Source organism: Abiotrophia sp., from assembly GCF_057275535.1.
In genome coordinates this window covers 45,511-61,678 of sequence record NZ_DBHIRJ010000007.1, presented here as the reverse complement: position 1 = coordinate 61,678, position 16,168 = coordinate 45,511, and the positions used below count along the sequence as shown (strand labels likewise).

Below are 16,168 nucleotides of genomic sequence, written 5' to 3'. Positions count from 1 at the left end.
GACAGTCTGCATTATTTTATGTTGATGGGTCGACGGTTAGCCAGAAGGGCTTGACTTTTCTACTAGACATCATATAATAAAAGTATATACGCTTGAATAATTGTTCAATCGAAAGAAAGGAGGGTGGATGAGATGTGTTCTCATAACCACAATTCTCATCAGCACCACGACCACGGACATACAGTTACATCAGCTATCTTTGCTTATGTAATTGGGCTTCTTGCTTTTCTTCTAGGGCTTATTCCAGGGCAAGCATCTTTACTAGTGAATGTGCTCTATAGCTTGACGGTAATCCTGTCTGGCTATCATGTCCTAAGTGAAGGCTTGTTAGAGACTTGGCAGGCTAGCTACAAGCATCACCGTTTCAGTCCTAATACTCACTTGCTAATGGGGCTGGCGGCTATAGGTGCTATGCTAATTGGGCAATTCCAAGAAGCAGCCTTGCTAATTTTGATATTTGCTGGTGCTCATTTTCTGGAGGACTATGCAGAAGCTAAATCTAAGAAGGAAATGACCAGTCTCTTGGCTATGCAGCCGCAAGAAGCGCGCCTTTTGGCGCAAGATGGAAGCGTGACGATTGTGGCAGTGCAAGACTTAATGGTTGGTAATCGAGTGCAAGTATTGAATGGCGACCAAATCCCCATTGATGGCAAAATTGTGAGTGGTCAGGCGGTCGTTAATGAAGCCATGATTAATGGTGAGAGTATGCCGCAAGAAAAAAGCGTAGGGGACGCAGTCTATGCGGCTACCCTCAATGGTAACAGTAGCTTTGTCATGCAAGTAACAAGGTCGGCAGATCAAACTACTTTTGCCAAAATCCTTGGTTTAGTCAGGGAGGCGCAGGCCAAACAAAGTCCGGTTGCGACCCGAATTCAGCGTTTGGAGCCGCTCTATGTTAAGGGGGCACTCCTCTTCACGGCTTTATATGCGCTTGTGATGGCGTTAGAGACTTCGCTTTCATTACATGAAGTAGCCTATCGAACATTGATTATGCTCATTGCCCTTTCGCCTTGTGCCTTAGCAGCCAGTGCCATTCCGGCTACCTTATCAGCTTTATCGAATCTGGCTAAGCAAGGGGTACTAGTCAAGGGCGGGAGCCATCTACATCAAGTGTCAGGCCTTAGTACTATTGCTTTTGATAAGACGGGGACATTAACTCAGGGGCGGCCTCAGGTGACGGACACCATCTTATCGGCTGAAGCTGAGAAACTATTGGCTGTCTGGGTGTCCATGGAGCGTCAAGCTAATCATCCTCTGGCGCAGGCGATTGTAGCCCATTTTGCTAGCCAGCCTCTTCTGGATTTAGAGGTTATCAATAAGATGGGTCAGGGCCTCTATGCCGACTATCAAGGTAATAGCTACCAGGTGGCTAAGCCTTCAGTCTTTGGAAGAGTAGAGGATTCCTATGACAAGCAAAGACGTGAATGGGAAGGACAGGGCAAGACGGTGGTCTATTTGGCTCAAAACAAAGAAGTCATAGGGGCGATGGCCCTAATGGACACTGCCAAAGATGACGCCCGCCAAACCTTGGACTACTTCAAGCAAGTCGGTGTTAAAACCGTCATGTTAACAGGGGACTCCGAGTTAACGGGGCAGGCTATTGGCCAGCAACTAGGGATCCAATCTGTTCAGGCCCAAGTTATGCCTGACCAGAAGGCAGAAGAAATCCGTAAGTTAATGGATAAACACGAGATGGTAGCTATGGTGGGGGATGGCGTCAATGATGCGCCTGCCTTAGCTAGTGCTAGTCTGGGGATTGCGATGGGGCAAGGGACGGATGTAGCCATGGAAACGGCGGATGTGATTCTCGTTCGAGATCAACTTCAGTCTCTGTCTTATTTACATCGCCTGGCCAAAAAGCATGACCGGATTATCTGGCAGAATATTGGCTTTTCCATGTTAGTTGTGTTAGCCTTAGTAATAATGAATGTCAGCCAAATTTCCAATATCGCCCTGAGTGTAGTGGGACACGAAGGATCAACCCTTCTAGTGATATTGAATGGGTTACGACTTCTAGTCCCCTTATCATCACGAGGTGAATCATAATGTATGACGAACAAGTAATAGAAGAGCTAGCACAATTTTTTAAGGCGGTAGCAGATGCTTCTAGGCTTAAACTCTTGCTACATTTAATGAAGCAAGAAGCCAATGTGAATGAATTGGCCGAAGCGACTGGCTTAACTCTTTCGGGAGTCTCTCACCAGCTTAAACTATTGAAGTTAATGAAGCTGGTTAAGTCCAGTAAACAGGGCAAGTATGTCTACTATAGTCTAGATGACCATCATGTTAAACACATTATTAACGATTCTCTGATGCATTTGTCTGAGGAGCGTTCTGAATAGCGAACAGGCGGCTTTGACTGCCTGTTTTTTCGTAGCGACAAGAGATGCGAACGTTCTGTTGAGAAAAGTAAACAATTTTCGTCTTAGGCATTCTGTTAGCCTTGGACTTATGCTATAATAGGTAAAATTTTAGAAAGAGATGGTGACCAAATGACTGTCAAGACAAGCTTCTTAGGGAAAACATTAGCAAATCCCCTCATGAATGCATCAGGGGTCCACTGTATGACGGTAGAAGAGATGGACGAGTTAGCTCAGAGTGCGGCTGGAGCCTTCGTAACCAAGACAGCCACTCGGGATTATCGAGCGGGCAATCCCCAACCTCGATATGTGGATGTGCCACTAGGTAGTATCAACTCCATGGGTTTGCCTAATGAAGGGTTAGCTTATTACCTAGACTATTGCTTGGCGCGACAAGATCAACAACCTCTACAATTCTTGTCAGTGGTGGGCCTAAGTTACGGCGAAATTGTTGAGAATCTGCGTACCATAGAGGCTAGTGCTTATCAAGGGGTGACAGAATTCAACTTGTCATGTCCTAATGTCCCGGGTAAGCCTCAAATCGCCTATGACTTTGAATTGACAGAGCGACTCTTAACAGAAGTCTTTTCTTTCTTCACTAAACCGCTAGGGCTTAAGTTGCCGCCTTACTTCGACATTGCCCATTTTGACCAGATGGCAGCGATTCTTAATCGTTTCCCGCTGACCTATGTTAACTGCGTCAACTCAATTGGGAATGGTCTCTATATTGATGTAGACAAGGAGCAAGTGGTCATCAAACCTAAGGGAGGATTTGGCGGTCTAGGTGGAGACTATATCAAACCAACCGCCTTGGCTAACGTGCGGGCCTTCCATCAACGGCTCAAGCCATCTATTAAGATTATTGGCACAGGGGGTGTTAGGACCGGACAGGATGTCTTCGAACATATTCTTTGTGGTGCTAGCTTAGTTCAAGTGGGGACGGCCCTCCACCAGGAAGGGGTAGGCATCTTTGAGCGCCTAGTCGCTGAATTGGAAGCTATTATGGAAGCTAAAGGCTATACTTGTTTAGAGGATTTCCAAGGCAAATTGCGTGAAATCGATTAAGGATATATTAAAAAACGATTTTATAATTCGATAGAGATTATGAGATGTTATATTTTTGTTCAGGATATAATATTATCACTTATTAACAAGAGTTATTGAGCAGAAAAAATATCGTTGCCTGGCCAAAAAACATATTGACAGTCAGCGGTATTTTTTATATTATATCAGAGGTAATTTTATCCTCAGAGGGGAAAAGGAGAGAAAGAAATGAATAAATCCAAAGTAATGGCACTGGGGCTTATGGGGAGCGCTTTTGCCTTAACTGCGTGGACTAGTCAGGTAGTGACTGCGGAGGAAGCACCGGTAGTTGCGAGTGAAGCAGCTTCCAATGAGGTAGCATCATCACAGGCAATGCCGGCTGAGCCAGTAAGTAGTGAGTCAAGCACTAGCCAAGCTAGCGGGGAAGCAGAAACTGAGAGCGTTGAGGAAAAGACGGCAGAATCGACTAACTCAGCTCAGTCAGTTGATGCCCTAGCAGACTATAAAGCCCTCAAAGCAAACTATGATGTACAAAAGGAGGCATACGATCAAAATCCTAGTGATTTTCAGTCAGTAGAGCGTGCCTTCCAAAGTGTTCAGGCCGCCTATGAGTTGGCTAAGTCGGAATACGACAGTAAAGTTTCTGTTTATGAGGAAGCCATGGCGGCTTATCAAGTGGCCAAAGCAGCCTATGATCAAGCCTTAGAGCAGTACAAGCAGGACTCAGTACGCTATCGGCAAGCTAAAGCACAGTATGACATGGATCAAGCGGCTTATCTTAAGGCCAAGACACAATATGACCAAGATTTAAGTAAGTATCGCGAGCAAGAGGCTCAATACCAGAAGGACTTGAAGGCCTATCAAGAAGCCAAGGCTAACTATGACCAAGCTCAAAGCAAGTATGTCACCGATAAAGCAGCCTATGATCAAGCTAAAGCGCAGTTTGATAAGGATCAGGCTGCGTATGAAGCTGGGCTAGCTGAAGCAGAAGCTAAAAAAAATGAAGAGGGTTATCTCTCTCAACCAATGAGTCAAAGTCTAAATTTTCAATCAGAACCTAATGCGGTACTGACCGTTCAAGATGGTGTGAAGGTCTATGACAAGGATGAGATTAATGCTTTAGTTGCCTCTTGGAATTTAGATGGTACAGCGATGTCTGACTGGGCCAATTTAATGTACTGGAAGAGCAATCTAACAAAGATTGTTCTGGAAAAAGGCAAGCCTGTGACAGCAACTTATAGCAATCTTCAAAATTCGAGCATCAATGGAAAAGCAATTAAGAAAGTTGTTTACACCTATACTTTGAAGGAATCGACTAAGTCAGGTAATTTGATGCCGCTCTTCCTTATTAAAGATCCAACTGAAACAGTCTGGTATTTGGATTTCCATGGAGAAACTCGAATTGGAGTTCAAGTTGATTTTTACGGAGAAGATGATCAAAAACTCGATATGAATGGGGCTCTTGTTAGTTTCTCCTCTCTGAATGCTTCTAATAATTCCGCTGAATATGTACGTGGATTTAACGGACGTTATATCCCGATTACTGGATCAGCAATTGTCCCTCACGCTGATACAACGGCTAAAGCAGATCGTTCTATCAATTTTGCGAGTGAAGGGTCACGTTGGGATTACGGTGTTTGGGATAAGGCCGATGGCCCATTGTCTTGGTACGGGGCCATTGTAGGACAAGCGCAGGCGAGTGACATCACTTTTGATATCGGTGCTTACAATTCGGGCTCGATTTGGTTCGCATTCAATTCTAAGATTGCAGCCAAAGGGGTCCCTACTAAACCAGTAGCGCCAGTTGCACCTACTCAACCGATTGCGCCTACTCAACCAACTGCTCCAGTTGCGCCGGTAGCGCCACAAGCGCCAACTGCACCAGTAGCGCCAACTGAGCCTCTTGCTCCAAACGCGCCTCTGGCACCTGAAAAACCAGAACCACCAATTGCACCACAGCCTGTGAGTCAGCCGGTTACACCTCCGTCATCGGAGTTGCCACCTAAGACTCCTGAGGATCCGCAAAGCAAATTGCCAGAAACGGGTGAATCTGCCTTTCCTCTGACCTTGTTAGGGACGGGTAGCTTGGCTTTGGCTGCTTGGTTAATTAGAAAACGTCCAAAAACTGATTGCTAAAATTTACCCTTTACGAGTTTAAGTAGCTCGTAAAGGGTTTTTTAGTATTTAGCAGGTAATGATTTAGAGTGAAGTTCATCTTTGATCCTTAAGTTATGTGGGTAGAGGGGGGAGAAGAGCTTGACAAAACCCTCTGAAATCCGTATAATATTCAGATGCAAGAGTATGCACTTTAGAAAGTAAATGCGGCTTGAAATCTTGTCCAAGCCGGTGTTTGAGGCCTAAACAACATGTAACGTCACTCCGATGAGTTGGTTCTGTTGTCTTTTTTTTGCGCTTTAAAGACCGAAAAATGTCATTTGTTAACAATTATTAATAATTGTAACCTTAATGTAAAGTGGTGTTCTTAGATTATATTATAGGGGTGAATCGCTTGAGTCATATCGTGAAATACGGTAAAAAAGCTGAGCGTCGAAGCTATGCGCGTATCGACGAAGTCTTAGAGTTGCCGAACTTGATTGAAATCCAAACGGATTCCTACAAATGGTTCTTGGATGAAGGGCTAAAAGTGATGTTCGAGGACATTTCGCCGATTGTCGATCATTCGGAGAACTTGGAACTTCATTTTGTAGACTATGAGTTCAAGGAAGCTAAGTATAGCTTAGAAGAAGCTCGTAGCCATGACGCTAACTACTCAAAACCAATCTATGTAACCTTGCGTCTGTTCAACAAAGAGACAGGTGAAGTCAAAGAACAAGAAGTCTTCTTCGGGGACTTCCCAATCATGACCGAAATGGGGACCTTCATTATCAACGGGGCGGAACGGGTTATCGTTTCTCAGTTGGTACGTTCTCCAGGTGTCTATTTCCACGACCGTATGGACAAGAAAGGCCGCCACAGCTATACTTCTACGGTTATTCCTAACCGTGGGGCTTGGTTGGAATTTGAATCAGATGCTAAGGGGATTGCCTACGTCCGCATTGACCGGACCCGGAAGATTCCATTGACTGTCTTGATGCGTGCCTTAGGTTTTGGTTCAGATGACGAGATTTATGATATCTTCGGCCAATCTGAGCTCTTAGACTTAACTATCGAGAAGGATGTTCACAAAAATATTCAAGACTCTCGTACTGAAGAAGCCTTGAAGGACATTTACGAGCGTCTCCGTCCAGGTGAACCTAAGACCGCGGAAAGCTCACGTAACCTCTTGGTTGCGCGCTTCTTCGACCCACGTCGCTATGATTTAGCACCTGTAGGTCGCTACAAAATCAATAAAAAGCTCCACCTCAAGAACCGTTTGGTTGGTTTGACCTTGGCTGAAACCTTGGTTAACCCAGAAACAGGCGAAGTGCTCTTTGAAGAAGGAACGCTCTTGGATCAAGAACGCGTTCAAGCTTTGATTCCTCATTTAGAGGCTGGTTTGAATAAGGTAACTCTCTATCCTTCTGAAGATAGTGTGGTCGCTCAACCAATCGATTTACAAATCATCAAAGTTTATTCACCTAAGAACCCAGAGCAAGTGATTAACTTAATCGGCAACGGGAATATTGAGAAGATTAAGTGCTTGACGCCAGCTGACATTATTGCGTCAATGAACTACTATCTCTACTTAGACCAAGGAATTGGTGTTACAGACGATATCGACCACTTGGCTAACCGTCGTATCCGTTCAGTCGGTGAATTATTGCAAAACCAATTCCGTATCGGGCTATCCCGGATGGAACGGGTAGTGCGTGAGCGTATGTCGCTCCAAGACGTTGCGACCATCACGCCACAACAATTGATTAACATTCGTCCAGTAGTAGCGGCTATTAAGGAATTCTTCGGTTCCTCCCAGTTGTCACAATTCATGGACCAAGTTAACCCACTCGGGGAATTGACCCACAAACGTCGTCTGTCAGCCTTAGGGCCTGGTGGTTTGACGCGGGACCGTGCCGGCTATGAAGTGCGGGACGTTCACTACTCTCACTACGGCCGTATGTGTCCAATCGAGACGCCAGAAGGTCCTAACATTGGGTTGATTAACAGCTTGTCTTCTTATGCTAAGATTAACAAGTATGGTTTTATTGAGACGCCTTACCGTAAAGTGGACAAATCAGTTACGCCGCACCGTGTCACGACTGAAATTGACTACCTAGCAGCGGACGAGGAAGACTTGTACGTAGTAGCCCAAGCCAACTCTAAACTCAACGAAGACGGGACCTTTGCCAATGACCTAGTTATGGCGCGTTTCCGTTCTCAAAACATTGAGGTTAACGTTGACCAAGTAGACTACATGGACGTATCACCAAAACAAGTTGTCGCTGTCGCGACTGCTAGCATTCCGTTCTTGGAAAACGACGACTCCAACCGGGCCTTGATGGGTGCCAACATGCAACGTCAAGCTGTGCCACTTATTAATCCGCAATCCCCACTGATTGGGACTGGGATGGAATATAAGGCAGCGCACGACTCAGGGGCTGCGCTCTTATGTAAACGCGCCGGTGAAGTGGTTTATGTCGATGCTAATAAGGTGCGCGTACGCACTCCAGAAGGTGAAGTTGACGAATACCGTTTAACCAAGTTTGCACGTTCTAACGCTGGGACCTGTTACAACCAACGTCCAATCGTAGAATTAGGCGACCAAGTTGATGCTTTGGAAATCTTAGCAGATGGTCCATCAATGCAAAATGGGGAAATGGCCCTCGGTCAGAACCCATTGGTAGCCTTCATGACTTGGGAAGGGTATAACTATGAGGACGCGGTTATCATGTCTGAGCGTCTAGTCAAAGACGATGTATATACCTCTATCCACATTGAAGAATACGAATCAGAGTCCCGTGACACCAAGTTAGGGCCTGAAGAAATTACTCGCGAAATTCCAAACGTGTCCGAAGATGCCCTCAAGTACTTAGACAAAGATGGGATTATCTGTATCGGTGCGGAAGTAAAAGACGGCGATATCTTAGTTGGTAAGGTAACACCAAAAGGTGTGACCGAGTTGTCTGCAGAAGAACGCTTGCTCCACGCTATCTTCGGTGAGAAGGCGCGTGAAGTACGTGATACTTCCTTGCGTGTGCCACACGGCGGGGGCGGGATTGTCCATGACGTTAAAATCTTTACCCGCGAAGCTGGCGACGAATTGGCACCAGGTGTCAACAAGCTAGTCCGCGTCTACATCGTACAAAAACGTAAAATCAATGAAGGGGATAAGATGGCCGGTCGTCACGGTAACAAAGGGGTTGTCTCCCTTATCATGCCGGAAGAAGATATGCCATTCTTACCAGATGGTACCCCGGTTGATATCATGTTGAACCCATTAGGGGTTCCATCCCGTATGAACATCGGGCAAGTCCTAGAGTTACACTTGGGGATGGCTGCTCGCGAAATGGGCATCAAGATTGCAACACCTGTCTTTGATGGTGCTAGCGAAGAAGATGTCTGGGAAACTGTTAAGGAAGCTGGTTTAGAAGCTGACGCTAAGACTATCTTATATGATGGTCGAACCGGTGAACCATTTGACCGTAAAGTCTCTGTTGGGGTTATGTACATGATTAAGTTGGCCCACATGGTCGACGACAAGTTGCATGCTCGTTCAACAGGTCCATACTCTCTGGTTACCCAACAACCATTGGGTGGTAAAGCTCAATTTGGTGGGCAACGTTTCGGGGAGATGGAAGTTTGGGCCTTGGAAGCTTATGGTGCCGCTTATACCCTGCAAGAAATCTTAACCTACAAGTCTGACGACGTAGTCGGTCGGGTGAAAACCTACGAAGCCATCGTCAAAGGTCAACCAATTCCACGTCCTGGTGTACCGGAATCCTTCCGCGTCCTTGTTAAGGAATTGCAAGCCTTAGGTTTAGATCTAAAAGTTTTAGATGAACATGATCAAGAAATCGAATTACGCGATGACGATGATGAGGATGAAGTAATCAACTTCAATGCCCTCGACCGCTATAAGGCTGATCAAATGGCCCACCATCATGCAGCAGAAGCCGAAGATGAAGGTGAAGAACCAAAGACTGAGATTAACCTTGACGAACAGGCAATCGCGGAAGACTTCATCGATTCAGCGGTTGAAGACGAACTCGATTCATTAGACTAAGTTTTAGGAGCCCCTAGCCTAGCTCTTTAGGTAGGCTAGGCAGGCAATCCTAACAGAACAATACAAAAGAAAGAGGAGGTCAGCCCTTTGATCGATGTAAATAATTTTGAAGCGATGCAAATTGGCCTAGCGTCTCCAGAAAAAATTCGGAGTTGGTCCTATGGTGAGGTTAAAAAACCAGAAACTATCAACTACCGGACGCTAAAACCAGAAAAAGACGGCTTATTCTGCGAGCGCATCTTTGGTCCAACTAAGGACTGGGAATGTAGCTGTGGGAAGCTCAAACGAATTCGCTATAAGGGTCGGGTCTGCGACCGTTGTGGCGTCGAAGTAACGCGTGCCAAAGTCCGTCGTGAACGGATGGGGCATATTGAGTTGGCAGCGCCTGTCACTCACGTATGGTACTTCAAAGGAATCCCAAGCCGGATGGGCTTGGTCTTGGACATGAGTCCACGACTCTTGGAAGAAGTTATCTACTTCGCTTCATATGTTGTAATCGACAGCGGCGACACCCCATTAGAACGCAAGTCTCTCCTGACTGAAATGGAATACCGTGAGAAAAAACGTGAATACGGTGATCGTTTCTATGCCAAAATGGGGGCAGAAGCCATCAAGGAATTGTTGGATGCCGTTGATTTAGAAGCAGAATGTGCGGAATTGAAGGAAGTGCTCAAGACCGCTACAGGTCAAAAACGGATGCGGGCGATTCGTCGCTTGGACATCTTAGATGCCTTCCGTTTATCAGGTAACAAGCCATCTTGGATGGTCTTGGATGTCCTACCAGTTATTCCACCAGATATTCGCCCTATGGTCCAATTAGAAGGTGGCCGGTTTGCGACAAGTGACTTGAACGATCTCTATCGTCGAGTAATCAACCGTAACAACCGTCTCAAACGTCTCTTGGACTTGGGCGCACCAAACATTATCGTTCAAAACGAAAAACGTATGTTGCAAGAAGCGGTCGATGCCTTAATCGATAACGGTCGTCGTGGCCGTGCCGTAACAGGTCCAGGTAACCGCGCCCTCAAGTCCCTCTCTCACATGTTGAAAGGGAAGCAAGGTCGTTTCCGTCAAAACCTCTTAGGGAAACGTGTCGACTACTCTGGTCGTTCGGTAATTGTCGTGGGGCCAAACCTTAAGATGTACCAATGTGGTTTGCCAAAAGAAATGGCCATCGAACTCTTCAAGCCTTTCGTGATGAAAGAATTGGTGGAACGTGGCATTGCTGGCAACATTAAGAATGCTAAGCGCATGATTGAAACTCAAGACACTGCCATCTGGCCAGTAATTGAAGAAGTCATCAAGGAACACCCAGTTCTCCTCAACCGGGCACCTACGCTCCACCGTTTGGGGATCCAGGCCTTCGAACCAACTTTGGTTGAAGGTCGGGCAATTCGCTTGCACCCACTGGTCTGTGAAGCCTACAACGCCGACTTTGACGGTGACCAAATGGCCGTTCACGTCCCATTGTCTGAAGAAGCTCAAGCTGAAGCGCGCTTGCTCATGTTAGCGGCACAAAACATCTTGAACCCTAAAGATGGTAAGCCAGTTGTTACCCCATCTCAGGACATGGTCTTGGGGAACTACTACTTGACCTTGGAAGAGGCTGGTCGTATTGGTGAAGGAATGGTTGTAAGTGATGTCTCTGAAGCAGAGATTGCTTACCAGAACGGCTACGTTCACCTTCACACCCGGATTGCGATTCCTGCTAAGGCTTTAGTTGGTAAGCCATTCACTGATTGGCAAAAGGAACGTCTTATGGTAACGACCGTTGGGAAATTGCTCTTCAACGAAATCATGCCACCAGAGTTCCCTTACCTCAATGAGCCTTCACACGAGAACTTAACTGAGAAGACACCAGATAAGTACTTCTTAGAAGCTGGGGTAAATGTACCAGAAGCGATTGCGGCCATGGACTTAGTTCCACCATTTAAGAAGAAAGACTTAGGTCGCATTATCGCGCAAGTCTTCAAACGTTTCAAGATTACCGAAACCTCTGTTATGTTGGACCGCATGAAGAACTTGGGTTACAAGTTCTCAACTCGTGCCGGGATTACTGTAGGGGCGGCCGACGTATTACGTCTGGAATCTAAGGGTGAGATCTTAGAAAAAGCCCACAGCCGTGTTGATAACATCACCAAGCAATACCGTCGTGGTTTGATTACAGACGACGAACGTTACGAATCCGTTATTCGGACTTGGGAACAAGCTAAGGACCAAATTCAAGAAGAATTGCGTAAGTCCTTGCCACGCTTGAACCCAATCGCGATGATGTCGGACTCCGGGGCCCGTGGTAACATCTCTAACTTTACCCAGTTGGCTGGGATGCGGGGTAACATGGCGGCGCCATCAGGTCGAATCATTGAATTGCCTATCACTTCTAACTTCCGTGAAGGTTTGTCTGTCTTGGAAATGTTTATCTCGACCCACGGGGCCCGTAAAGGGATGACCGATACGGCCTTGAAGACCGCCGACTCTGGTTACTTAACTCGTCGTTTGGTTGACGTGGCGCAAGATGTCATTATCCGTGAAGATGACTGTGGGACTGACCGTGGTATGACCGTTCGTGCCATTATGGATGGTAACTCCGTCATTGAATCTCTGGAGGAACGTTTGATTGGGCGTTACGCACGTAAAACAGTTCGTCACCCAGAGACAGGCCAAGTATTAGTAGAAGCTAACCACATTATTACGGAAGACATGGCAGATGCCATCGTGGCAGCAGGGATTGAAGAAGTAACCATTCGTTCAGTCTTCACCTGTGATACCAACCACGGGGTATGTAAGAAGTGTTATGGTCGCAACTTAGCGACTGGTTCTGAAGTGGAAGTCGGCGAAGCAGTGGGTACCATTGCCGCTCAATCCATCGGGGAACCTGGTACCCAGCTGACCATGCGTACCTTCCACACCGGTGGGGTTGCGGGTGGTGGCGATATCACCCAAGGTTTGCCACGTATCCAAGAAATCTTCGAAGCTCGTCATCCAAAAGGGCAAGCAACGATTACTGAAGTGGCCGGGATTATTGAATCAATTGTTGAGAAAGAATCCGACCGTAGCCGTGACATCACGGTTAAGGGCGTGACGGATACCCGTACTTACAATGTACCTTACACTTCCCGTCTCAAGGTTGCGGAAGGCGACAGCGTAGAACGTGGTCAAGCCTTAACTGAAGGTTCAATCGACCCTAAGGAATTACTCCGCGTAACCGATGTCTTGACCGTAGAAAACTACTTGCTCCGCGAGGTTCAAGCAGTTTACCGTGGTCAAGGGGTAGAAATCGGCGACAAACACGTCGAAGTAATGGTTCGTCAAATGTTGCGTAAGGTTCGCGTTATGGACCCTGCTTCAACTGACATCTTGCCAGGTGCCTTACTGGATATCTCAGACTTCGCCAAGGCCAACACCAACGCTATTCAAGCCGGTGAAGTGCCAGCGACAGCTCGTCCAGTCCTCATGGGAATTACCAAGGCTGCCTTGGAAACTAAGTCCTTCATCTCTGCCGCATCCTTCCAAGAGACAACTCGTGTCTTGACGGATGCTGCTATCCGCGGTAAGAAAGATGCGCTCCTTGGTCTTAAGGAGAACGTTACAATTGGTAAGTTGATTCCAGCCGGGACCGGGATGACCCGTTACCGTAAGTTGGAAACCAACATTCAACCACCTGTTGTCGAAGCGGAAGACGAAGACATTGAATTAGAAAATCAAGCACCTGCTAAGGCCTAGACCTTCAAGCGCTAAGCCAATAGGCTGGGAAGATTCCCAGCCTATTTTTGTATTGGAAAGGGCATGAATTTTCCCTAGGAGATCGAGTTTTAGAGACAGGATATTGTCCGAAAGATAGTGGAACCGATTCTCTAAAAGTTCCAAAAATACCCAATATAATGCGAATAATCTGACGTAAAAACCGCCTAATTTTCGATTGTGTCAGTGATATTTTGCTGGTGATATGCTATAATAGAGGCAAAGGGAGGTGCTCATATGGTAACAAAAGAGCTGATTCAACAACGCGCCGTTTTCCTAAGTGCCCTTTGTCGAGATTTGGAGCAGGAGTCCTGGGTGAGAGGTGTTTTTCTGGCTGGCCATGCGCTTCAAGGTCAGGATGATCCCTACTCGGATATTGATCTTCGCTTAATTGTCATCGACAAAAAAGCAAAGCGCCAGGTCTATGAATGGTTGGCGACCTGGTCACCTGATTTGCTCTTTATTGAAGAGCTAAATGATGTCAATGCCTCCTTTTACTTTGAACATTTTATCAAGTTGGAAGTGCTGGCTTATTATGCTTCAGAACTTGAGCCAAGTATCTGGTTCAAACAAATTCAAGTCATTTGGGACCCGGAAGGCATGATTGAACCTATGCGACAATCTTCCTTAGCACTAGAGTTGTCCGTCAATCAGGCCATGATTGACCACTATTTGACCAAGTACTACGCCCACCTCCATACCTTATGCAGAGGTATGATGCGAGGCGAGATTAACTACTGCATGCAATGCATCTTGATGATGCGCAATATTTTGTCGGCCCTCTGGTGCCTAGAAAAAGGCCACTTGCCCAACGATATTGGCGACTGGTCTCGCTATGAAGGCGCCCGCTCAGTTCTCAGCCAATCCCAACAGCAATGGATGCAGAAGGTGATTTCGCTAGACAAGCAGTCGGTCCGTCATTTCTGCCTGGATGCTAATCAACAAATCAAGCAGGTCTTGGTACGATTTGGTTATGATACCCACCAGTTTGACCGGCTGACCCTCCATGTCTTGGAAGAGACTCACTAATTGGCTTATTCTCTTACGCCCACCTAGCTTGCTAGGCCAATCGGATGCCCCCGTATTGGTCCGCCAGCTAGGTGGTTTACTTGTCTCCCGCTATTTTTGTCTGCTTAGGTGAAAAAGTCATGACATTTAGGCTTTTTTCAGGTACAATAAAGACGTATGGGCTTTTTTGATAAGAGCCGTCAAGACAGCATTAGGAGGAAATTAAATGACTGAACAACATCAAGATGTCCAGGCTGAACTTAACGACCAGCTTTTGGTTCGTCGTGAGAAAATGGCCCAAATGGCAGAAGCGGGCGTAAACCCTTTTGCGGCGGGCTTTAGCCGGGACCATTTATCTGCCCAAATCTTGCACGACTACAGTGAGATTGATAAAGAAGCCTTAGAAGAAAAGAAAATCCCTGTTCGTGTGGCAGGCCGTATGGTCTCCAAACGTGGTAAGGGTAAGGCTGGTTTTGCCCATCTCTTAGACATGGATGGCAAGATTCAAATCTACGTCCGCCAAGATTCAGTAGGTGAAGATAGCTACCAATGGTTTAAGGCAGCAGACTTGGGCGACATTGTCGGCGTTGTCGGCTATGTCTTCAAGACCAATACAGGTGAGCTTTCGGTCTTCGCCCAAGAATTCCATCCCCTAACCAAGGCTTTACGCCCCCTACCAGACAAATATCATGGCTTAACCAATGTAGAGCAACGTTACCGCCAACGCTACTTGGACCTTATTAGTAACGAAGAAAGCCGCGAACGCTTTATCTTGCGTTCTAAGATTGTGCGCGAAATCCGCCGTTTCTTAGACGACCAAGGTTACTTGGAAGTTGAAACGCCAGTTCTGCACACCATCGCGGGTGGGGCAACCGCTCGTCCATTCGTAACCCACCACAATGCCTTGGATATGGAGCTCTATCTCCGCATTGCGACTGAGTTGCACCTCAAACGCTTGGTAGTCGGTGGGATTGAGAAGGTTTATGAGTTAGGCCGAATCTTCCGTAATGAAGGGATTGACACTACCCACAACCCAGAATTTACTACCATCGAATGTTATACGGCTTACCAAGTTTACACGGATGTCATGGACTTAATTGAAGACATGTTGAAGAAAGTGGCTGAGCGTGTCCTCAACAAGACTAGCTTGGAGTATCACGGCCACACCATTGAGTTAGGTCAACCTTGGGCTCGTCGCCACATGGTAGACTTGATTAAAGAAGTTACGGGTGTGGACTTCTGGCAGGCTATGGACTTCGACCAAGCTAAGGCTTTGGCCAAAGAACATGGCGTGGAACTCAACGACCACGATACCACTGTGGGTCACGTCATCAACGCCTTCTTCGAAGAGCACTGTGAAGACAAGTGTATCCAACCTACCTTTGTTTACGGTCACCCAGTGGAAGTATCGCCATTGGCACGTAAGAACGAAGAAGACCCACGCTTCACTGATCGTTTTGAGCTCTTCATTGTAGGTAAGGAATACGCCAATGCCTTCACCGAGCTCAGCGATCCAATTGATCAACGTCAGCGTTTTGAAGCGCAAATGGAAGAAAAGAACAAAGGGAACGATGAAGCTCAACCAATGGATGATGAGTTCATTGAAGCTCTGGAATATGGGATGCCACCAACCGGTGGTTGGGGCTTAGGGATTGACCGTCTGGTAATGCTCTTCACGGGCGCTACTGCTATCCGTGACGTCCTCCTCTTCCCAACTATGCGCCACCATTCATAAGAATCAAGGAGACTGGAATTGACCTTCCAGTCTTTTTTATGTGAGGGCAAAGAGTGTAGAAATCAGCACTAAATGGAGAGACTTCAGTTTTTGTGAGAGGCGAATCAGGTAAAACATGCT

8 protein-coding genes are annotated in these 16,168 nt (G+C 46.6%); all 8 read left to right on the top strand.

The genetic code is table 11. The features are described 5' to 3' along the window. The first annotated feature begins 132 nt into the window (after positions 1–132). On the top strand, positions 133–2,046 hold the full coding sequence (locus tag ACO53F_RS06705) for a heavy metal translocating P-type ATPase (RefSeq protein ID WP_485137826.1): 1,914 nt from the start codon (positions 133–135) through the stop codon (positions 2,044–2,046). Continuing rightward, positions 2,046–2,342, top strand: a complete 297-nt coding sequence (locus ACO53F_RS06700; protein ID WP_454919896.1) for an ArsR/SmtB family transcription factor — start codon at positions 2,046–2,048, stop codon at positions 2,340–2,342. The genes ACO53F_RS06705 and ACO53F_RS06700 overlap by 1 nt, the downstream gene beginning before the upstream one ends. A gap of 150 nt (positions 2,343–2,492) precedes the next feature. Further along, positions 2,493–3,425, top strand: coding sequence for a dihydroorotate oxidase (locus ACO53F_RS06695; protein WP_485137825.1), 933 nt, complete (start codon positions 2,493–2,495; stop codon positions 3,423–3,425). A 207-nt stretch (positions 3,426–3,632) separates the two neighbouring features. Further along, on the top strand, positions 3,633–5,540 hold the full coding sequence (locus ACO53F_RS06690; RefSeq protein WP_485137824.1) for a GbpC/Spa domain-containing protein: 1,908 nt from the start codon (positions 3,633–3,635) through the stop codon (positions 5,538–5,540). A gap of 373 nt (positions 5,541–5,913) precedes the next feature. Continuing rightward, positions 5,914–9,564 carry a DNA-directed RNA polymerase subunit beta gene (rpoB, locus tag ACO53F_RS06685; RefSeq protein WP_485137823.1) on the top strand — a complete coding sequence of 1,217 codons (3,651 nt, stop codon included), beginning with the start codon at positions 5,914–5,916 and terminating at the stop codon, positions 9,562–9,564. Positions 9,565–9,651: 87 nt separating this feature from the next. After that, positions 9,652–13,287 carry a DNA-directed RNA polymerase subunit beta' gene (rpoC, locus tag ACO53F_RS06680; RefSeq protein ID WP_485137822.1) on the top strand — a complete coding sequence of 1,212 codons (3,636 nt, stop codon included), beginning with the start codon at positions 9,652–9,654 and terminating at the stop codon, positions 13,285–13,287. A 255-nt stretch (positions 13,288–13,542) separates the two neighbouring features. After that, on the top strand, positions 13,543–14,334 hold the full coding sequence (locus ACO53F_RS06675) for a hypothetical protein (protein ID WP_485137821.1): 792 nt from the start codon (positions 13,543–13,545) through the stop codon (positions 14,332–14,334). Positions 14,335–14,539: 205 nt separating this feature from the next. Further along, a complete protein-coding gene (gene lysS, locus ACO53F_RS06670) occupies positions 14,540–16,048 on the top strand; it encodes a lysine--tRNA ligase (RefSeq protein WP_485137820.1) in 1,509 nt (502 codons plus the stop codon). Positions 16,049–16,168 lie beyond the last annotated feature (120 nt).

What these genes read in the sequence shown, in the direction of transcription:
- ACO53F_RS06695 (WP_485137825.1), top strand. Translation starts at nt 2,493, where the DNA reads ATGACTGTCAAGACAAGCTTCTTAGGGAAAACATTAGCAAATCCCCTC.
- ACO53F_RS06700 (WP_454919896.1), top strand. Translation starts at nt 2,046, where the DNA reads ATGTATGACGAACAAGTAATAGAAGAGCTAGCACAATTTTTTAAGGCG.
- ACO53F_RS06675 (WP_485137821.1), top strand. Translation starts at nt 13,543, where the DNA reads ATGGTAACAAAAGAGCTGATTCAACAACGCGCCGTTTTCCTAAGTGCC.
- lysS (WP_485137820.1), top strand. Translation starts at nt 14,540, where the DNA reads ATGACTGAACAACATCAAGATGTCCAGGCTGAACTTAACGACCAGCTT.
- ACO53F_RS06705 (WP_485137826.1), top strand. Translation starts at nt 133, where the DNA reads ATGTGTTCTCATAACCACAATTCTCATCAGCACCACGACCACGGACAT.
- ACO53F_RS06690 (WP_485137824.1), top strand. Translation starts at nt 3,633, where the DNA reads ATGAATAAATCCAAAGTAATGGCACTGGGGCTTATGGGGAGCGCTTTT.